Source organism: Protofrankia sp. Cas3 (assembly GCF_963555955.1).
In the GTDB taxonomy this organism is placed as follows: domain Bacteria; phylum Actinomycetota; class Actinomycetes; order Frankiales; family Frankiaceae; genus Protofrankia.
In genome coordinates, this window is the sequence record NZ_CAUVXP010000035.1 from 1 (window position 1) to 19,937 (window position 19,937).

General features: G+C 66.8%; 16 protein-coding genes. 8 read left to right on the forward strand and 8 right to left on the reverse strand.

Annotation, left to right across the window (positions count from 1 at the left end; translation table 11 throughout):
* The coding region (locus tag U9983_RS09265) for an MFS transporter (protein WP_322753608.1) at nucleotides 1-695 on the reverse strand (695 nt) is incomplete at its 3' end.
* A gap of 265 nt (nucleotides 696-960) precedes the next feature.
* On the opposite strand from U9983_RS09265, the gene U9983_RS09270 reads away from it, so the two are divergent.
* Nucleotides 961-2,169 carry an FAD/NAD(P)-binding oxidoreductase gene (locus U9983_RS09270; protein WP_322753609.1) on the forward strand — a complete coding sequence of 403 codons (1,209 nt, stop codon included), beginning with the start codon at nucleotides 961-963 and terminating at the stop codon, nucleotides 2,167-2,169.
* 124 nt (nucleotides 2,170-2,293) lie between these two features.
* Here U9983_RS09270 and U9983_RS09275 read toward each other — a convergent pair whose 3' ends face one another.
* Complete coding sequence (locus U9983_RS09275; protein ID WP_322753610.1) at nucleotides 2,294-2,515, reverse strand: BldC family transcriptional regulator; 222 nt, start codon at nucleotides 2,513-2,515, stop codon at nucleotides 2,294-2,296.
* Nucleotides 2,516-2,838: 323 nt separating this feature from the next.
* Here U9983_RS09275 and U9983_RS09280 point away from each other — a divergent pair, with 323 nt between their 5' ends.
* Complete coding sequence (locus tag U9983_RS09280) at nucleotides 2,839-3,393, forward strand: hypothetical protein (RefSeq protein ID WP_322753611.1); 555 nt, start codon at nucleotides 2,839-2,841, stop codon at nucleotides 3,391-3,393.
* Nucleotides 3,394-3,456: 63 nt separating this feature from the next.
* Here the strand turns inward: U9983_RS09280 and U9983_RS09285 are convergent, their stop codons facing one another.
* Both U9983_RS09285 and U9983_RS09290 read right to left on the reverse strand, forming a co-directional pair.
* The gene (locus U9983_RS09285) at nucleotides 3,457-4,662 is read right to left on the reverse strand and encodes an ABC transporter substrate-binding protein (protein WP_322753612.1); all 1,206 of its coding nucleotides are present in this window, start codon (nucleotides 4,660-4,662) and stop codon (nucleotides 3,457-3,459) included.
* 184 nt (nucleotides 4,663-4,846) lie between these two features.
* Complete coding sequence (locus U9983_RS09290) at nucleotides 4,847-5,878, reverse strand: hypothetical protein (RefSeq protein ID WP_322753613.1); 1,032 nt, start codon at nucleotides 5,876-5,878, stop codon at nucleotides 4,847-4,849.
* Nucleotides 5,879-6,321: 443 nt separating this feature from the next.
* On the opposite strand from U9983_RS09290, the gene U9983_RS09295 reads away from it, so the two are divergent.
* The 4 genes from U9983_RS09295 to U9983_RS09310 are packed head-to-tail and all read left to right on the forward strand — an operon-like array spanning nucleotide 6,322 to nucleotide 11,115.
* Entirely contained in the window at nucleotides 6,322-7,209 is an 888-nt protein-coding gene (locus tag U9983_RS09295; protein ID WP_322753614.1) for an alkaline phosphatase family protein, read from the forward strand.
* A gap of 6 nt (nucleotides 7,210-7,215) precedes the next feature.
* On the forward strand, nucleotides 7,216-8,649 hold the full coding sequence (locus U9983_RS09300; RefSeq protein ID WP_322753615.1) for an MFS transporter: 1,434 nt from the start codon (nucleotides 7,216-7,218) through the stop codon (nucleotides 8,647-8,649).
* Nucleotides 8,649-9,704 carry a TolB-like translocation protein gene (locus U9983_RS09305; RefSeq protein ID WP_322753616.1) on the forward strand — a complete coding sequence of 352 codons (1,056 nt, stop codon included), beginning with the start codon at nucleotides 8,649-8,651 and terminating at the stop codon, nucleotides 9,702-9,704. Before U9983_RS09300 ends, U9983_RS09305 begins: the two co-directional genes overlap by 1 nt.
* A 28-nt stretch (nucleotides 9,705-9,732) precedes the next feature.
* Nucleotides 9,733-11,115 (forward strand): M20/M25/M40 family metallo-hydrolase, encoded by a 1,383-nt coding sequence (locus U9983_RS09310; RefSeq protein ID WP_322753617.1) that lies wholly within the window; start codon nucleotides 9,733-9,735, stop codon nucleotides 11,113-11,115.
* An 88-nt stretch (nucleotides 11,116-11,203) separates the two neighbouring features.
* On the opposite strand, the gene U9983_RS09315 is transcribed toward U9983_RS09310, so the two are convergent.
* The 3 genes from U9983_RS09315 to U9983_RS09325 form a co-directional block, all read right to left on the reverse strand.
* Nucleotides 11,204-14,590: a pyruvate carboxylase gene (locus tag U9983_RS09315; RefSeq protein ID WP_322753632.1), complete on the reverse strand. Its 3,387-nt coding sequence runs from the start codon at nucleotides 14,588-14,590 to the stop codon at nucleotides 11,204-11,206.
* Between the two features lie 144 nt (nucleotides 14,591-14,734).
* The gene (locus U9983_RS09320) at nucleotides 14,735-15,421 is read right to left on the reverse strand and encodes a response regulator transcription factor (protein ID WP_322747140.1); all 687 of its coding nucleotides are present in this window, start codon (nucleotides 15,419-15,421) and stop codon (nucleotides 14,735-14,737) included.
* 292 nt (nucleotides 15,422-15,713) lie between these two features.
* Complete coding sequence (locus U9983_RS09325; protein WP_322747141.1) at nucleotides 15,714-15,890, reverse strand: hypothetical protein; 177 nt, start codon at nucleotides 15,888-15,890, stop codon at nucleotides 15,714-15,716.
* A 264-nt stretch (nucleotides 15,891-16,154) separates the two neighbouring features.
* Between U9983_RS09325 and U9983_RS09330 the strand changes: the two genes are divergently transcribed.
* On the forward strand, nucleotides 16,155-16,697 hold the full coding sequence (locus tag U9983_RS09330) for a hypothetical protein (RefSeq protein WP_322753618.1): 543 nt from the start codon (nucleotides 16,155-16,157) through the stop codon (nucleotides 16,695-16,697).
* Nucleotides 16,698-16,766: 69 nt separating this feature from the next.
* Here U9983_RS09330 and U9983_RS09335 read toward each other — a convergent pair whose 3' ends face one another.
* Nucleotides 16,767-17,609 carry a rhomboid family intramembrane serine protease gene (locus U9983_RS09335; RefSeq protein WP_322753619.1) on the reverse strand — a complete coding sequence of 281 codons (843 nt, stop codon included), beginning with the start codon at nucleotides 17,607-17,609 and terminating at the stop codon, nucleotides 16,767-16,769.
* A 488-nt stretch (nucleotides 17,610-18,097) separates the two neighbouring features.
* Between U9983_RS09335 and U9983_RS09340 the strand changes: the two genes are divergently transcribed.
* Complete coding sequence (locus U9983_RS09340) at nucleotides 18,098-19,717, forward strand: metallophosphoesterase (protein ID WP_322753620.1); 1,620 nt, start codon at nucleotides 18,098-18,100, stop codon at nucleotides 19,715-19,717.
* Nucleotides 19,718-19,937: the final 220 nt, after the last annotated feature.

Consider the following 19,937-nt stretch of genomic DNA (forward strand, 5'->3'; position numbering starts at 1 on the left):
ATCAGGAACAGTGACACCCCGCCGACGAGAAGCGCGGCCCCGAGAATGTCCAGGCGTGCGGCACGCTTCTCATAGTCGATCGTCAGAACCCTGTGTATGACGATGAGCGCGATGACGCCGACCGGGATGTTGACGTAGAACACCCAGCGCCAGGACGCCTGGTCGACCAGGAAGCCTCCGATCAGCGGGCCGAGGATGCTGGAGGCACCGAACACCGCTCCGAAGTAGCCCTGGTACCTGCCTCGTTCGCGGGGCGGGATGACGTCGCCGATGATCGCGAGAGCCAGCGAGATCAGTCCACCGGCACCCACGCCCTGCACGCCTCTGAATATGATCAGCTGAAACATGCTCTGGCTGAGCCCGGCCAGGGCTGACCCCAGCAGGAAGATGACGATCGCGATCTGAAAGATCGTTTTTCTGCCGTAGAGATCACCTAGCTTGCCGTACAGCGGGGTGCTCGCCGTTGCGGTCAGCAGGTAGGACGTCACGACCCAGCTGTAGAGGTCGGGGCGGTGGAAGTCCTCGCTGATCCGGGTGAGTGCAGTGGAGATGATCGTCTGATCCAGGGCCGCGAGTAGTACGCCGAGCATCAGGCCGGACATAATGACCATGATTTGCCGGTGCGAGTAGGGGGTGCTGCCTGCGTCCGGCGCCGGCGCTGATGCCGGGGGTGGCGCCTCGATGGTGGCAGTCATGAAGCGCTGACCTTTCCATCTGCGAGTAGCGCATATTTGTTGCCGCATACAAGTTTACCATGGCGACCCGTTCCGGAGCCGTCGCTGATCTGAACCGGGCGCTCTGTTGCCGGTCGGTCTGAGGATCACACTCGGCGGTACGGGCGACGCTGCTATGATCATTGCGGGAAGAGTGATGGCTGCGCCGCACGCGCCTGATCGTCGGCCCGCCCATCATCACCGATCCGGCCTGACCCCACCTGTCGGTGCACAAGGGATGCTGCCCATGGCTACGACCAGCCACCACACCACGCTCATCATCGGCGGGGGAAGTGCCGGAATTTCCGTCGCGGCCCGCCTGCGCCGCGCCGGTAGCGTCGACGTCGGCCTCATCGACCCGGCCGAAACCCACTACTACCAGCCGCTGTGGACCCTCGTCGGGGGCGGGTGCGCACCTCTTGCGAGCAGCGCCCGCCCGCAGGCCGGGGTCATGCCCGCCGGCGTCGCCTGGATCCGCGACCGCGCCGAGACGATCGACACCGACAATCAGATCGTCACCACCGGTGGCGGTGCGCGGATCGGCTATGACCATCTCGTCGTCTGTCCGGGAATCCAACTCGACTGGACGACGATTCCCGGGATGGGGGAGGCCGTCACCACACCGTGGGTGTCGAGTAACTACACCTACGAGCTTGCACCCAAGACCTGGGAGATGATCCGCTCGCTGCGGTCGGGCACCGCGGTGTTCACCATGCCCGCAGGGCCGATCAAGTGCGGCGGCGCTCCCCAGAAGATCGCGTACCTGGCGTGCGACTTCTGGCGCCGGCACGGTGTCCTCGACGACATCCGGGTCGTACTCGTGCTGCCCACCCCCGCCCTGTTCGGTGTGCCGGAGTTCGCCGACGTGCTGGCGACGGTCGTGGCCCGCTATGGCATCGAGGTTCGCCTCAACAGCGAACTCACCGAGGTCGACCCCGAATCGCGCCGTGCTGTCGTCATCGACCATGCCACCGGTGTCACCGACGACATCGGCTATGACCTGATGCATCTCGTCCCCCCGCAGAGCGCACCAGACTGGATCAAGAAAAGTCCGTTGGCGGACCCAACCAGCCTGGCCGGGTATGTCAGTGTCGACAAGCACACGATGCAACACACTCGCTACCCCAACGTGTTCTCCCTCGGGGATGCCAGCAGCTCGCCCAATGCCAAGACCGGCGCGGCCATCCGCAAGCAGGCGCCCGTCGTCGTCGCGAACCTACTGTCGGTCATGAACGGCCAACCCGCCGCGCGACAGTACGACGGGTACGCCTCGTGTCCGCTGACCACTGCACGGAACAAGATGCTGCTGGCCGAGTTCGACTACACCATGCGTCCCCATCCGACGTTTCCTCCATGGTTGGTCAACGCCCAGCGGGAACGTCGCGACATGTGGTACCTCAAGCGCTACGGCCTGCCGCTGATGTACTGGAATCTGCTGCTCAAAGGCCGGGCCTGAAAGGTCACACCGGCCAAAGGCCGCGCGAGGATGGTTTGTTCGCGCGGCCGGAGGCCTGAAAGGTCACACCGGCCAAAGGCCGCGCGAGGATGGTTTGTTCGCGCGGCCTTTGGCCTGACGGCTTCTAGCCCAGGGTGTCTCCGGGCTGGATGCCCGCGAGGAGCGCCCGGACCTCGGCTTCCTGGTAGCGGCGGTGCCCGCCGAGGGTACGGATCGAGGTCAACTTCCCGGCCTTGGCCCAGCGGGTCACCGTCTTGGGGTCCACCCGGAACATGGTGGCTACCTCAGCAGGTGTCAGCAGAGGAGCGGATTGCGGTGTTCGTGTCGTTGCCACGCAGCCTCCCATCACAGAACGTCGATGTGTAATATACACACGGTTCTTCCTTCGAGGGCAATTCGGGCATGGCACGTCGGGGTCATGTGTTGACTAGTCCGGTCGCATCCGCGGAGTTGAAGTTACTCTCTGTAATGACTTCTCCCTTATAATCAACAGTGTTGACGACATTGCGTTCGCTAGTTGATCTTTAACCAACACCCGTCGTCCACAACCACCAACCTGGACCTTCCGTAGGTCAGCCCTTGTTTTGGATCTTTCTTCGACCAATTAACCTACGGTTCATGCAGCTACGACTCAACGCACCAGATGGGAGACCTGTGGGCAGTGCGGCCATGACGGGCACGTCGATGGGTTGGGCCAGCAGGAAACAGGTGCGGATGGTGACGGTTGGTGCCACGCTGGGTCTGGAGCTCCTGCTCGGTGGGTGCGGCAGCGGGTCAACGCCCGCCAGCGCGCCCGCGGCGTCGGTGCCGGTGGCTGGCGCGTCCGCAGCCGCCATGCCCACCAACCTGCCGACCGACCTCGACCTGGCGCCGACGGCGTCCCCGGCGACGACAGCGACCGCAGCTGCCACCGCGACGGCGGGAATCGCCGCACTGCGGGGAACGGTTGTCCCCAAGCACTTCCCGTTCCCCAAGGGGGCGACGCCGACGGTCGTAGCGTCCGGGGGCCTCGGGGCGACCCTTGCGTTGAGCGGTGTGACCGGGGATGAGGCGATCCGCTACTACCGCCAGGCGATGCCCGCTGCCGGCTATACGTTCCAACACCAGGTCAAGTCCGACAGCACGACGGAACTGACCTTCGTGGGATACAACCAGAGCGTCGAAGTCGCATCGAACGGTACCGGCGCCGCCCAGACCGTGACGCTGGTCTTCGCTCCCCAGTGATCGGGTGACGTGACCGATCGCCGCGATGCCCGCGACCGTCGCGGCCAGCCGAGCCGTCAGCGGTCAGCCGAGCCGTGAGCCGCACAGTGGCGTGGGCGGGACGAGTTGGAAGCGTTTCCCGTCCGAACTGACCTGGAGGAAGGTGTAGCAACGGTTGAGTTGACCGAAACCGGCGGTGAAGTCCACGGGAGCGGGCAGCAGTCCGTGCGCGTCATAGTCGTGCACCGCACGCAGGCCGGTGATGAACCGCTGGCGGGTGGGGCAGGGTCCGGCGTCGGCAAGGCCTCGAAGGAACATGTCCGCTGAGATCCAGCCGGAGAGCGCGGCCTGCTGGTTCGGTGGCTGAAGTTGTGGTGCGTAATAGGGCACGGCCTGGAGAAATTCTCGATGTGCGGGTGTGTCGGATTCAAAGGGGGCGTAGTCGACGAAGATGTAGACGCCGGCAAGGGTGGTTCCGAAGAGGCGCAGAACGTTCTGATCATAGCCGGTCGGGGAGAGGATGACCCGTAGGCCGGCCCGGGCGGCCCGGGCAGCCGCGACGACCTGGCCGAAGGACGCGGCGGTCACAGCACCGACGAGGACGTCCGCCCCGCTGTCCCTGATTCGTCCCCCGATGTCGGCGGCGTCGATGGGGCCGGTCACGTCGAGGGTCGCCACGACACGGACACCCGCTGATCGCAGGCTTGCGGTCAGTTCGGCGGCGACGCTCAGCGATGTAGCGGAGAAGGTCGCCTGGGCCACGACCGCGGTGTGACCGCCGTGAGCGGCGACGAAGTCCCCCCAGGTACTGATGGACGTACCGTTGGCAATCAGGTTGGAGTAGCTGAACATGTTGTCATAGATCGTCCAGGGTGTTTCCAGGGACGTGCCGGTGACCGGTATCCCGCGGTCGTGCAGGAATGCAGCCGACCCGCTGGCCACCGAGGTGGACTCGATGATGCCGAAGACATCGTCGGTGTCGACCAGGCTGTGTGCCGCGGCGAGATTGGCAGTCGCTCGGGACTCGTCGTCGCGCCAGGTGTACACCACCTCGCGGCCATTTATTCCACCCGCGTTGTTCGCGACGCCCAGTCGGGCGTCTACACCCGCGCGGAAGGGCAGGAACAGCGAGGCTGCGTTTCCGGTGTCGGGATACAGCATCCCCAACGTGATCTGGTCCTTGGTTACTCCAGGTTCTCGACAATCGGCGGCCGTGGATGGTCTGATCGGTGTATTTTGGCCGTCGCAGGCGGGGATCATGAGTCCGCATGCGAGGTAAAGTCCGGCCATGGCTGTAGCCAGCCGCCTGTACCCGTACCGGTGGCGTGCTGCCAGCCTCGCAGCACGCGGTCCCGCGGCAATTCGCCTCACGCCACCACGCTAAGCGCTTACCGGCGTCAGCCGTGGTGATTAACACGAATGGCACCTCAGCGCTACACCATCCCTTGATCCATGCCCCTGTGGCCGGGCGCTCTCACGCGAAGTTGCACCGTCCACCGCTGCGGCCGAAGCCGGGACGGGCGACGTCGAAATCCAGGTGGTTGTCCGAACCGGTGATTTTACGAAGATCGTATATGCACTGGTGTCCGGTGGCGGTGTCGTCGACGGTGACCCGCTGTGACCCGGCGTACATTGCGCCGCTGGTCCAGCCGGCGCCGCCGCTGCTGTAAGTGACCGCAAAGGAGGAGATCGGGTATCCCGCGGACGAGCGCGCGTCGCCACCGAAGATCATGAACCTGATCTCGTTCTTGGCTGGCAGCGCCCCACCTCTGGTCACGTTACCGGTGATCTGGGCGGTACCCGGGTCCGCGAGGGTGGCGAGGGCGATGGTTCCCACATAGGCGGCGTAGGTCCAGCCGTTCGCCCGGTGGTTGAAGCTGTCGACGTAGAAACGGGAGTGCACGTACTCCTGGTCGCGGGTGACGTCGGGGTAGAACTCCAGCGAGAGCCCGGCTGTGCGCGCGCCCCAGTCCGTCCGCAGCGAGCCGCCCTCGACCAGGTCCGGCTGCGTGTCGGGCATGAAGTAGCCGTGTGGGAAAAGAATGCCGTTGCCAGCGGCGAACCGCGTGTACGTGGCGTAGCTTCCGCGGACCTCGCAGGCATTCACGAAGGTGTCACCGGTGCCCGTCCGCGGATCGAAGTGCTGGCACGGCAGATACGGCTGGGCGGTCGAGCCGAGAACGAGGTCCGCGCCCACCGCGCCCGAGATCGCGACCGGTTGCCCATTGCGGTCGGTGAAACCGCTGAACGGGATGGCGACCCCGAGGCCGCGGGAGGTGTCGCCGCCGTACTGGGTGGAGTCGGCAGCCTGTGCCGGCGTCGGCTGGGCGAGCACGAGCACGGTGATCGTGCTCAGCGTGAGCGCGGCGCTGCGGACTCGGCCCCTGGTAGCGGTGGTGCCCCTGGTAGCGGTGGTGCCCCTGGTAGCGGTGGTCGCGCCGCCGGCCGCTCGACCGGACGCTGGAAAGTATGCCCGCCGGCTGAACGGCTGGCGCAAGCGTGTCATCCTCCACCTTGTCCCTCGGTCGGAATACCGGGTTCGCCGGTGACGAACCGGAAGTCTGTCGGCGAGATTAGGGCGGAGTTGCAAAATCTGTATTCCGCGATGATGAACAACAGGTGCGCGTCGCCTGCTGTGGCGGGAAAAACAGGCAGCTTCGCGTGCTGATGGTAATTGCCGATTCCTGGCGCCATGCTGGCGTGTTGTTTCGATAATCTGAATGAGCTGTCCACGCCTGACCATACATGATCAGGTCATTATAGGTGTTAACCGTGCATACCGGACAGTGGACTATGAGGTCGGTAACAACCGGAACCACATGCCGACACAACTGTTTGCGTGGTCGTCACGTTCGGTCTGCTGACGGGATGGCAACCGCGCGCTTAGTCTGACGCCCGCCCAGTTGACGCCCCTGTGTTGTTCCCCGAGGCATTTTCCGGAGGTCTGCTGTGTCCGTTCCCGCCCGCCTGCGACGCCCGCGCTGGGCGCTGGCAGCGCTCGGTGCCACCGCCGGTCTGACAGCCGCGGCCGTCGGTCTCCTGCCAGCCAGCGCGCAGGCCGCCGCGCTGCCCACACCCGACCATGTGGTCGTGGTGGTGCTGGAGAACCATTCCTACTCGCAGATTATCGGTAGCTCGAGCGCGCCATACATCAACAACACGCTGAAGAGCGGCGGCGCCAACCTCTCGTCCTCGTATGGCATCACCCACCCCAGCCAGCCCAACTACCTTGCGCTCTTCTCCGGCAGCACCCAGGGCATCACCGACGACAGCTGCTACATCCCGCAGTTCAGCAGTGCGGCCAACCTCGGCTCCGAACTCATCGGAGCGGGTCTGACCTGGGGCAGTTACAACGAGGGCCTGCCCTCGCAGGGTTCGACGGTGTGCACCAAGAGCAGCACGAAGTACGCCCGCAAGCACAACCCGTGGTTCGCCTTCAGCAATGTGCCGCTGAACACTGCCTACACGTTCACGCAGTTCCCGACCGACTACACCACGTTGCCGAAGGTCTCGTTCGTCGTTCCGAACCTGTGCAACGACATGCACGACTGCTCGGTCTCCACCGGTGACACGTGGGTGCAGAACAACCTCGGCGCCTACGCCACCTGGGCCAAGACCCACAACAGCCTGCTCGTCCTGACCTTCGACGAGGACAACGGTTCCAGCAGCAACCACATCGCCACCGTTGTCTACGGGCAGCACGTCATCGTGGGCGGCAGCTCGTCGACGACCTACAACCACTACAACGTGCTACGCACGCTGGAGGACCTCAGCGGCCTCACCACCCATGCGGGTAACGCCGCGACCGCATCGGACATCACCGGTATCTGGAACTAGCAGACCGTGTACGTAGCGGACGCCCGTACTGCGTCCGAGTCGTCCGGCCCGGGTCCGCACCCGGGTCGGACCCTCGGCCCGCTGCCCGCCGCCGACACCCGCGCCGTGGCCCGGCCGGCCGCTCGCACCGTGCTGCGGGCGGTGCCGCACACGGTGCTCGTGCTGGGCACGGTCAGTCTCATCACCGATGTCTCCTCGGAGATGGTCACCGCCGTTCTGCCGCTGTACCTGGTGGCCGAGCTGGGTCTGTCCCCGCTGGGCTTCGGTCTGCTCGACGGCGTCTACAACGGGGTCAGCGCACTGGTCCGCCTCGTCGGCGGCCACCTCGCCGACCGTGGCCGGCGGCACAAGACCACCGCGGCGCTCGGGTACGGCCTGTCCGCCCTGTGCAAGCCGGCCCTGCTCGCCGTCCACAGCGTGCCGTTGATCGGTGCTGTACTCGCCGTCGACCGCACGGGCAAGGGCCTGCGCACGGCCCCTCGCGACGCGATGATCTCACTTGCCGCGCCGCCCGAGGCCCAGGGCCGTTCCTTCGGCGTGCACCGGGCCATGGACACCACCGGAGCGCTGCTGGGTCCACTCACGGCTTTTTTCGTCCTGCGGACGGCTGCCGGGGGCTTCGACGCCGTTTTCGTGGTGAGCTTCTGCATCGCCACCATGGGTGTGCTGGTCCTCCTGCTCTTCGCTCCCGGACGCGTCCCGGCGACGGCCCCGCCCAGCGGTGCCGCGGTCGCCCCGGCGCCGGCCACAGGCCGGCCGGCCGCGGCGGCAGCCACGGTGTCCGTGCGCGCGGCGCTCGCTCTGTTGGGCCGACCGCACCTGCGGCGGCTCACCGGCTGCGCGTTTGTACTGGGCCTGGCAACGGTCAGCGACTCCTTTGTCTACCTGCTGCTACAGCGACGTCTGGATCTGTCCGAGCGCTGGTTCCCGCTCCTGCCGCTCGGTACGGCGGGCGCGTTCCTGCTGCTGGCCGTGCCGCTCGGCCACGCCGCCGACCGGTTCGGCCGTTGGCGGGTCTTCCTCGCCGGGCATCTGGGCCTGCTCGTGGCCTACGGGCTGCTGCTCGCGCCGACCCACGCAACGGGAGAGCCGGTCGGGCCGGTGACGGTAGCCGGCCTGGTTGTAGCCGGCCTGCCGGTCGCGGTGCTCGTCCTGCACGGCGCCTTCTACGCCGCGACCGACGGGGTGCTCATGGCGGCCGCGGCCGGCTCGGTGCCGGCCGAGCTGCGCGCCAGCGGCCTGGCGCTGGTACAGACCGGACAGGCCGGCGCCCGCTTCGGGTGTTCGTTGTCGTTCGGCGTGGCCTGGACGGCGTGGGGGAGTCACACCGCACTGATCGTCGCCACGGTGACGCTGGCGACCTGCGTCGCGGCGAGCGCATTCATCCGGCCCATCGCAGTACCCATCGCAGCACCCAATGCGCCACGGGAGACGACCTAGTGACCGTACGTACCCGACTGCTCGTCCTGCTCGGCGCCGTAGGGCTGCTCACCGCCGTCGCCGTGGGCGCGGTGCGCCATGCCGCCGACCGCGGCGACCGCAGGGATCGCACGGCGTCCGGCCCACCGGTGACCGCAGGGCAGGTCACGCTCACCGCAGCGGGTTCGACCCGGGCGCCGATGCTGGTCTTCCGCAACATGGTCTGGGGTCCGCACCGTGACGAGCTGACATCGGTGCCGTCGGCGGACCCGGACGGTCCGCGTACCGCATCCACGGTTCACTGCCTGCGCTTCTACGCCGCGGTCGGGACCGGTATCTGCCTGCAGGCGGTGCACGCCGCGGTGTCGGACACCTTCGCGGCGGTGATACTCGACGCGGGCCTGCGCGAACAGCGGCGTTACTTCCTCGACGGCATCCCCACCCGGGCGCGGGTCTCGCCGAGCGGCCATCTGGTCGCATGGACGGTTTTCGTCAGCGGCGACTCCTACGGGGTCGGGCAGTTCTCCACCCGTACCTCGATCCTGGACACCCGCACCTGGACCCTTCAGCGCACGTTGGAGGACTACCAGGTCGTGAAGGACGGGCATGCCTACCGCAACGCCGACGTCAACTTCTGGGGCGTGACCTTCGCCGACGACGATCACTTCTACGCGACGCTCGCCACCGGCGGGAGCACCTACCTGGTCCGGGGTGACGTCGCGGCCCGCACGCTCACCACTGTGCGTGAGAACGTCGAATGTCCCTCCCTGGCACCGGACGGGACCCGGCTGGCATTCAAGAAACGGGTGCCGGGCCTTCCCGCCGATGCGCCCTGGCGGCTCTACGTCCTCGATCTTTCGACCATGGGCGAGACACCGCTGGCCGAGAACCGGAGTGTCGACGATCAGGCGGTCTGGCTCGACGACGAGACACTCACCTACGCGCTGCCCGGGGACTTCGGCAGCGATATGTGGACGGTTGCGGCCAACGGTGGCGGCAACCCACGGCGGTTGCTGACGGCGGCGATGGCGCCGTCAGTAGTCAACGGTGTTGACGGCAGCTCTCGTCATAATTGATCTTCAACCACACTGGCAGACTGGTCTGATGGCGAGCAATCACCCGGTCTCCAATGACACGACAACCTCCCCGACGTCCCTGTCGACCACATCTGACCTGGTTCCGATACGCAGCGCAATCGCACAGGATGAGGCTGTCGAGATCTGCCGGGACCTGGTGCGGATCGACTCGGTGAACCGGGGCAGTGGTGACGGGAACGAACGGGCCATCGCCGAGTACGTTGCCGCCACACTCGCCGAGGTCGGCCTGCAGACGACCCTGCTGGAATCCGAACCGGGCCGTACCAGCGTCATCGCCAGGGTCGAAGGCCGCGACCCGAGTCGGGCGCCGCTTCTCATCCACGGTCATCTCGACGTGGTGCCGGCGGATCCGGCGGACTGGCGGGTGCACCCCTTCAGCGGCGACATCGTCGACGGGTGCCTGTGGGGGCGGGGCGCTGTCGACATGAAGGACATGGTCGCGATGACGCTCGCGGTCATCCGTGATCTTGTCCGGTCCGGTCGCCGTCCACCGCGTGATCTGGTCCTCGCCTTCGTGGCTGACGAGGAGGCTGGCGGAACCCTGGGCGCCCGCTGGCTGGTCGACAATCACCCACAGCTGTTCGCCGACTGCACCGAGGCGATCAGCGAGGTCGGCGGCTTCTCCTACACGGTCTCCGACGACCTGCGGCTGTACCTCATCGAGACGGCCCAGAAGGGCATCGCCTGGATGAAGCTCACCGTTGCCGGCCGGGTGGGACACGGATCGATGATCAACGATGACAATGCGGTCACGGCGCTGTGTGAGGCGGTCGTGCGCCTGGGCCGCCATCGTTTCCCCGTGGTCCTGACCCCGACCGTGCGCATGTTCCTCGACTCCGTCGGCGACGCGCTCGGCATCGACGTGCACGCCGAGGACCTGGAGACCACGATCGCCAAGTTGGGGCCGATATCGCGCATGATCGGCGCCACCATCCGCAACACGGCGAACCCCACCCAGCTCAACGCCGGTGCGAAGGTCAACGTCATCCCGGGCGAGGCCACCGCCTACGTCGACGGCCGCTTCCTGCCTGGCCAGGAGGAGGAGTTCCTTCGCCAGATCGACGAACTGATCGGCCCGGCGGTCCGCCGTGACTGGGTCGTCTACGACCAGGCACTGGAAACCGGGTTCGACGGACCGCTGGTGGACGCCATGGCCGGCGCGTTGCGGGCCGAGGACCCGGCCGCCCGGGTCGTCCCCTACATGCTCTCGGGAGGCACGGACGCCAAGTCCTTCGCCCGGCTCGGGATCCGATGCTTCGGCTTCTCCCCGCTGCTGCTACCCGCGGACCTCGACTTCGCCGGGATGTTCCACGGTGTGGACGAACGGGTGCCGGTCGAGTCGCTGCGTTTCGGTGTCCGGGTCCTGGACCGCTTCCTCGCAGCCGCATAGGGCAGCGCCATGGGGCAGAGCCCATGGGCCCGCCCGCGCGATCCCGGGCCCGAGCGGTCGATCTCGGGTCCGGGATCGGCGTCCTGCGTCAGCTGCCGGTCGGGTCCGGGGTGACGACGAGCAGCAGGTCGCCGACCTCGACCGAGACACCGGACGAGCGGAGCAGCTCGGTGACGGTTCCCGCGTGTGGGCTGGTGACGGCCGCCTCCATCTTCATGGCCTCGATGGTCGCGAGCCGACCACCCTGGCTGACCCGGTCGCCGGCGGCGACTGCGTAGGTGACCAGGCCGGGTAGCCCCGCGGGGATCTCGGCCGGATCGCCCGGATCGGCACGCCGGGCGGCATTGGACGCCGGCGCGATGGAGTTGTCCCGTACCGACACCGGCCGTGGCGCTCCGTTGACCCGCAGGTAGAGGGTGCGCATACCCGCGTCGTCCGGTCCACCGATGTCGTGCAGCTCGACGATGGTCTCGACACCCGGTTCGACCGTGATGACCACCGGCTTACCCGGGGTGAGGCCGTAGAAGAACTCCTCGGTGGGGATCGCCGAGCTGTTGCCGTACGCGGCCAGGGCCGCGGTGTAGTCCTTCCACGGACCCGGGAACAGCAGCCGGGACAGGGTCTCCCGCCGGCCGGCGCCGGCCAGCGCCGCGGAGTCCGCCGCACTGAGCTCGGCCGCGGGTGCGGCCGGGTGCCGGCCGGCGAGTGCGCGTTCGCGGAACGGCTCGGCGAAACCTGCCGGCGGGGTACCGAGTTCGCCCGCCAGGTAGCCCAGGACGCTCGCCGGCAGGTCGTAGCGTTGGGGGTTGTCCCGCAGCGCGGCGACGTCGATGTCGCCGCTTGCGATGAACAAGGCCAGGTCCCCGACGACCTTGCTGGTCGGAGTGACCTTGATGGGTTTGCCGAGCAGGTCGTTGGCCAGGGCGTAACACTCCTGCACCTGTGACCACTTCGCGCCCAGTCCGAGCGCGATCGCCTGCTGGCGCAGGTTCGTCAGCTGCCCGCCGGGGATCTCATGGCGGTACACCGCGCCGGTCGGCGCCCGCAGGCCCGCCTCGAAGGGCGCGTAGAGATCACGCGCAGCCTCCCAGTACGGCTCCATGGCGGACAGTGCGGCCAGGTCGATCCCGGTCGCGCGCCGGGTGTGGTCGGTGGCGGCGACCAACGCGGACATGTTCGGCTGGCTGGTCCCACCCGACAGCGGCGCGGCCGCAGCGTCGACGGCGTCCGCGCCGGCGTCGGCCGCCGCGAGCAGGGTGGCGAGCTGACCGCCGGCGGTGTCGTGGGTGTGTACCTGGACGGGCAGGTCGAAGTTCGCCCGCAGCGCCGTCACCAGGATGCGCGCCGCGGCCGGTCGCAGGAGCCCCGCCATGTCCTTGACCGCGAGTACGTGGGTGCCGGCGGCTACGAGTTGTTCGGCCAGGCGGAGATAGTAGTCGAGGGTATAGATCGATTCTGCCGGATCCGCCAGGTCACCGGTGTAACACAGCGTGCCCTGGGCGACCGCGCCAGCCTCGATGACCGCGTCGATCGCCGGCCGCATCTGCTCGATGTCGTTCAGCGCGTCGAACACGCGGAAGATGTCGATACCGGTTGTGGCCGCCTCGGCGACGAACGCCCGGACCACGTCATCGGGGTACGGGGTGTAACCGACCGCGTTGCGTCCGCGCAACAGCATCTGCAGGCAGATGTTCGGTACCCGCTCGCGGATGGCGGCGAGACGTTCCCACGGGTCCTCCGCCAGGAACCGCAGCGCCACATCGTAGGTCGCCCCGCCCCAGCACTCCAGGCTCAGCAGCTCGGGGGTGAGCCTGGAGTACGCGGGCGCCGCCGCGAGAATCTCAGTGGTCCGCAGGCGGGTGGCCAGCAGCGACTGATGGGCGTCACGCAAGGTGGTGTCGGTGACCGCGAGCTGCTCGGACGCCCGCAGCCGCGCCGCCCATTCCCGTGGTCCGAGCTCGGCGAGAAGCTGACGGGACCCGGCCGGCGCCATGGCGGGGGGCAACGACGGCAGTACGGTCACCGGGTCGACCAACGCGCCGGCCGGTCGCTTGTGGCCGTTGACGGTGCTGTGCGCGAGCCGGTCCAGCAGGCGGCTGGTCCGGTCGGTTCCGCCGTCACCGACCGACAGCGCGGGCCGGTCGTCCAGGAAGGACGTGGTCACCCGTCCGGCCAGGAAGTCCGGCTCTGCCAGCAACCGGCGCAGGAACGTCAGGTTCGTGCGCACACCGCGGACCCGGAACTCCGCCAGCGCCCGGCGGGCCCGCCCGGTGGCCTGCTCGAAGGTGGCGCCCCGGGTCGTCACCTTGACCAGCAGCGAGTCGAAGTACGGGGTGACCTGCGCACCCTCGTAGGTCGCCCCGTCCAGCCGAACTCCCGGGCCGCCCGGGGACTGGTATCGGGTGATCTTCCCGATGTCCGGGCGGAAGCCGTCCGCCGGGTCCTCGGTGGTCACCCGGCACTGCACCGCGGCCCCGCGGATCGTGATCGATTCCTGGGTGAGGCCCAGGTCGGCCAGAGTCGCACCGGCGGCGATCCGCAGCTGGGCCGCGACCAGATCGACACCGGTGATCTCCTCGGTCACGGTGTGCTCGACCTGGATGCGCGGGTTCATCTCCATGAAGGTGTGTGAGCCGTCGGCCGCGACCAGGAACTCGACCGTGCCCGCATTGACATAGCCGACATGCCGGGCGAACGCGAGCGCATCCACGCACAGCTGGTCACGTACGGCCGGATCGAGCAGCGGCGCGGGCGCCACCTCGACGACCTTCTGATGGCGGCGCTGTACCGAACAGTCCCGTTCATAGAGGTGGACGACTTTTCCGGTCGTGTCGCCGAGAACCTGCACCTCGATGTGGCGGGGCCGGTTCACCGCCTGCTCAAGGAAGATCGTTCCATCGCCGAACGCCGCCGCCGCCTCTCTGATCGCGCTTGCCGCCGCATCGGAGAGATCATCGGCCCGGTGCACCCGGCGTAGCCCACGACCGCCACCACCGGCCGAGGCCTTCACGAACAGTGGGAAGCCCACCGACGCCGCGGCGTCGGCGGCCGCGGCCGGGTCCGTCAGTGGCGCCGAGGCCCGCAGCACCGGCAGGCCCGCGGCTACCGCAGCCTCGCGGGCGGCCACCTTGTCGCCGGTCAGGCGCAGCACGTCCGGCGGGGGACCGACAAAGGTGATGCCGGCCAGCACGCACGCTTCGGCCAGCGCCTCGCTCTCCGACAGGAAGCCGTAGCCCGGGTGCAGCGCGTCCGCGCCGACCCGTTTCGCCACGGCCAGCAGAGCGTCGACATCCAGATATCCCCGGACGGGATGCCCCGGTTCGCCGAGTTCATATGCTTCATCGGCTTTTATCCGGTGTAGCGAACCCACGTCTTCGGGCGTGTAGACGGCGACAGTACGTAGGCCCAGTTCGTTCGCGGCTCGGAAGACACGGACAGCGATCTCGCTGCGGTTCGCGACCAGGACCTTGTTGATCAAAGTGGCACCCCTCCACGACGCGGACTAGCGTCCCCTCACTGGGTCGACCCCGGACGGCTGTCAACCCGGATGAATTGTCGCAGTGTTTTCGGGCACGTGCCGTTGTTGTCTCCGGCGGGCAACCGTGGTCAAGGTGCCGTTCTAGCCGCCGAGCCTGGTGGCGAACACCGCCGCCTGGGTCCGACTCTCCAGCCCGAGCTTGGACAGCAGGCTGGACACGTAGTTCTTCACCGTCTTCTCCGCCAGGAACATGCGGGTGGCGATCTGTCGGTTGGTGAGCCCTTCGGCGATGAGCGCGAGAATGCGACGCTCCTGGTCGGTCAGGCCGGCAAGCCGCCCGCCCTGGTCGGACCCCTGCCGGAGCCGACAGAGTACACGTGGCGTCACTGTGCGGTCCAGCAGCGACTGGCCGGCCGCGACCCGCCGCACGGCGTCCACCAAGGCGGTGCCACGAATCTGTTTGAGCACGTATCCGGCGGCTCCGGCCATGATCGCGGTGAACAGCGCGTCCTCGTCGTCGAACGAAGTGAGGATCAGGCAGCCAATTGTCGGGTCCTGCGAGCGGACCTGCCGGCACACCTCGATCCCGCTGCCGTCCGGTAGACGTGCGTCGAGGATCGCGACGTTGGGCCGCGTCGCGAGGATCGCCTGGTCCGCACCGTCAGCGCGATCGGCTTCGCCGATCACATCGATGTCGCGCTCACCGGCAAGAAGATCGCGTAGCCCGCGTCGGACCAACTCGTGATCATCCAAAAGGAACACCCGGATCGTAGTCGCGTCCGGTGTGATCCCAACCGGCCCGGCCACGTTCGCAGATTTCTCCGACACCGTATTCTCCGCCTGACCGGGGTTGTCTGTCACTACAAGTCACATTATGTAAACAGATTCTAACCGAGTCGGTGGAGCCCGACCCCCCGCTCCCGCCTAATCGGCGGCTGCCGGTTTCCGCGGCAGCGCGTCGTGTGCGGCAGATCTCAGTGCGGCAGCATCCGGTGGTGTCCCGGGTTGCCGGGTCGTCGCTTCGACGACCCGGCAAGACCGTCACCATAATGACCGTCACCAAAAAGACAACGTTAAGTTACATTACGTCGTATCCAACTGACCGGCGAACTGGATGATCTCAGAACTGGACTGTAATGGTTCCGCCGAGTAGTGGGATGGGCCAGAGGATCACCGCCAGGATGAAGGTGACCACCTGGGAGCCGGTATGAACCTCGTAGGTCTTGCTGACTGCGATGACGATGCCTACGACGAGCCAGACCAGGGCGACGATGGGAACCTGTGCACGGGTACGCATAGTGGTCCTTTCTGGGTCAGGGTTCCGACGATGTCCGAGGTGGCGTGGGCGTCATCTCCGGCGCCCACGCCGCGCCGCGTCTCTGATCAGACCGATTAGCGGATCTTTACCCTGGTCGCGGTGTTGAAACACCCCATGAACGGATGTGTCGCCAATGTCTCGTGAGCACCCCGGTGCGGGAAGCGACCAGGGCATCCGGGAAGATGCGCTACCGGATTCCCGCGAGGTTGCTCGCGGCCGCCACGGTCCGGAGATTGTTCACGTGTGAGGGAGGACGTCGCCATGCGGTTGGGTAAGAGCAGTGGGGATTCAAGGCAGGCATCTGTCGAACGGGTTGTCAAGATCCTGGAAGAGTATGTCGGCGGCCTCCCGGTGGCCGGCCCGGACGAGCCGTTCGTGTTTGTCCGGACCTGGACGCTCACGCGGACCGGTTCGGACGCGCCGCTGTCGCAGACATCACCCGCGACAGCACCCGCGGATGTGTCGTTCCAGGTCCGCTGCGCGGTGTCGCAGCGGACCACCGAGGACGACAGCGCGGACGAAGTCGACGACCAGCGGACCTACGAACAGCTCATCGGCGCGGCCCGAGCGCTGGCCGCGAACGGGTTCGGGACCGAGGAGGTCTTCGAGGGCTGGCGGACGGTCGCCCTCGAGGTTGCGTTGCCATCGGTCGCGCGGGCCGCCGAGGCCATCGGCAAGGCAAAGAAGGTCGAGAAAGCGGTGGAAGTGGAAGCTGAGAAGGGCGAGAAGGGCGAGAAGAAGCGGCGGCGTGGACTGCGCCGGCCGGAGCCCGTTTCGGTTTCCTAGCTTTCCCTGAGGCCGCCGGCCGCGCGAGGGGAACGATGATCGCGCGACCGGCGGCTGGCGGGGAACTCGTCAGGACCAGGGCGTCCGGCGGACCCAGCGGTGGTCGGGGGCGTGACGCCGAGGGGGCCCCGCGGCCCGCAGTTCGCGGACGAACGGGAGGACCGCCACGGCGCCGAAGACGAACCCGACCACATGGGCGCCATAGGCCACGCTGCCGCCGTCGGCAACGCCCATCCCGGTGAAGTACACGTACTGCAGCACGAACCAGAAGCCGAGCACGAGCCATGCCGGCAGCCAGAACGGCAGGAAGAACAGGAACGTGACGAGCCCGATGACCCTGGCCCGCGGGAATACCACGAGGTAGGCGCCGAGAACACCGGCGATCGCACCGGACGCGCCGATGAGTGTCGTGGTCGACTCCGGTTCGAACAGTGCGAACCCGTATGCGGCCGTGTAGCCGCACACCACGTAGAAGATCAGATATAGCAATCGTCCCATGCGGTCCTCGATGTTGTTGCCGAAGACGCCAAGGAACAGCATGTTACCGAGCAGGTGCAGCCAGCTTCCGTGTAGGAACATCGACGTCAGTACCGACAGCACCGGTGACTTGACGAACGACGGCGGGGACTCCAGCTCGCAGAGCACCTGACCCTGGGCGTTCCGACCGGGGGAGCGGCCGCTCGGTACCGTCTCAAGGCGCCGGTTCTCCAGCATCTCCACGGGAATCGCTCCCCACTGGTCGAAGAACCGCTGCTGTTCACATACCTTCTGCGCGGCTGACGTGCTGGAGCCGGCAACCGAGGACACGATCGGCTCGAAGAGCACGAAGACGGCGACGTTCACCGCGATCAACAGCCAGGTCATGATCGGCCGGCGGCGAAGTGGGTTGATGTCGTGAATCGGCAGGACCACACGCTCATCCTGCCCGTGGCGCCTGCCCGGCCCACCACCGCCTCCCGCCTCTGTGCGGCTCAACCGGAACCGTACGGAAGTTTCATGATCGATATTGTGGGTGCGGCCAGCCTGCGACGGCGACACGCCGCCGCACCCACCGCGCCGAAGGTTCCCGCCACCGGATATCCGAATCCGAAACGGCGGTCGATAGCGGCCGATATATGACTACGATTTTCCCGTTTTTCTCATCACGTAGTTTCCACGCTAATCGGAGACACCGTCCGCCGCTTGCGGTGAACGGTCGTCGCCCTCTACCGTCTACCCCGTCGGGAGGTTGTTTATTGAAATGGGTCGGCCGCCCGCGCTGAAAACAGTGGCTTCCGAAGTCGGCAATCTACTGTATGTATGGCGCCTTCCGGGGTGCAGGATGGATGAATTTCCATCGTGGCCGGCGTGCCCCCTGACGCGGGAAACGGAAAGGCTGGGGAGTTGCGATCAAAAGGATCATGAACAGAAGGATCGCGGTGACGGGCATCGGGGTACTGCTCGTCACCGCCGCACTCGGCACGGCCGGGGGCGCAGCCCGGGCAGACGGGTACCCACCGACGGCGGAAGCGGTCGGTGGCGCCACACTCGCAGACCTTCCGGCCGGGCAGGACACCGGCTATACCGGCCATGACGATGGCCTCGACATCAATGTGGGCGATACCCACGGCGACTGGGACGGAGCTCCGGGCCCAGGCCTCCCGGTGCCCCAGGAGGCGTGGGCGTGGACCCAGCTGACCGACCGTGGTGCCGAGATCCGTTATGTCACGCCCGTGAACGGCGCCTGCCCCTTTGTGACGTTCACCCCAGGGGGTAGGCAGCAGATGACTCATCCGTCGCAGGCATTCGTCAGCACTCCGGCGGCGTTTCCCAGCACGGCCACCGTGTGTACTCTGCCAGTCCCGCCAGGGACCACCGGCGCGCAGATCGACCCTGCGACGGCCGGCGCGGTTACGATCCGCCCCACCGCGAACGGGACGGTACCGGTGCCGAAGTGGCCCACTACCGGGCGTCCCGCTCACATTGCGGTGATCGGTGACACCGGGTGCCGGGTGCCGGTATCGGGGCCGGCGCAGAACTGCACACCAGAGCCGCAGTACTGGCCGATGCGGGGTGTCGCCGACAGCGCGGCGACCAGGCCGACTCCACCTGATCTCGTCATCCACGTGGGTGACTACATCTACCGGTCGAATCTCTCCATGTCGCAGGCACAGACGCCGACGTGTGGCCCGGCAACCGGGGGAAACCCGCACACCTGGGGATGCCTGATCGCCGACTTTTTTGAGCCGGCGGCAAACCTGGTGGCACAGGCCCCGATCGTGTTCGTTCGGGGCAACCACGAGACCTGCAACCGCTCGGGCAATGTGTATTTCCGCTACCAGGCGGATACCTTGAATGCGACGGCCTGCAGTCTCCTCCCTCCGCAGTATTACACTCCGCCGGTACGGATCAACGCCGGCGCCCTCGGCCTGCTGCTCCTCGACTCATCCTGCGCCGCGGCGGAGTCCATGGCCGACTGTAACCAGACACCACAACAAAAAATCGACGAATATACTGCAGAATTCAACCGGGTGAACGCCGGTCTGGTTCAGCAGGGCGACAATTTTCTCCTCAGTCATTCACCGATCTGGACGATCAATGGCGTCACCCCGCATGGCAACCCCGAGTGGGTCGACCACAACCTCGAAACGTCAATCACGAACACCACAGCGCATCAGCTGGATCCGAGAATCAACCTGGTGCTTTCAGGCCATGTGCATCTGTATCAGATGCTCGACTTCGGGAGCCTAACCTCACCGCACCGTCCCCCCCAGGTGACCGTGGGCTCGTCAGGTACCGAGCTCGACCAGCAGACCTGGTTGGACAACCAGATGATCAATAAGGATGTCGACGGTTATCCGGTCAGACACCTGGTCACGCGTCCGGAGTTCGGCTATGCGGTACTCCGCTTCATCCCCGGAGCGACAACTCCTCCAATGACCTCAGATACCTGGAACCTCCGGTACTTCGACCAGTTCGGTAACCCGTCGACGGGTACGAACTGCAACCTCGTGGGAGCGCAGTTCCCCAACTGCGAATGACCGACTGACGTCGGACGTCATCCCTACCGTCACCGCGGTCGCCCGTTCCGGCAGCCGCGGTGACGGACTCGGGGGAGCATCAGCATGCGGTCATCGCATGGCGTTCTTGGTGAACGGGTTGGGTCAATAAGAGCGCCCGGCAATAGGGGCGTGGATCAAGGAACAGGGCTGGAGTACGTAGATCGCGATGCGGAGGAGGGAGTCACCCTGGTGTTGGGTG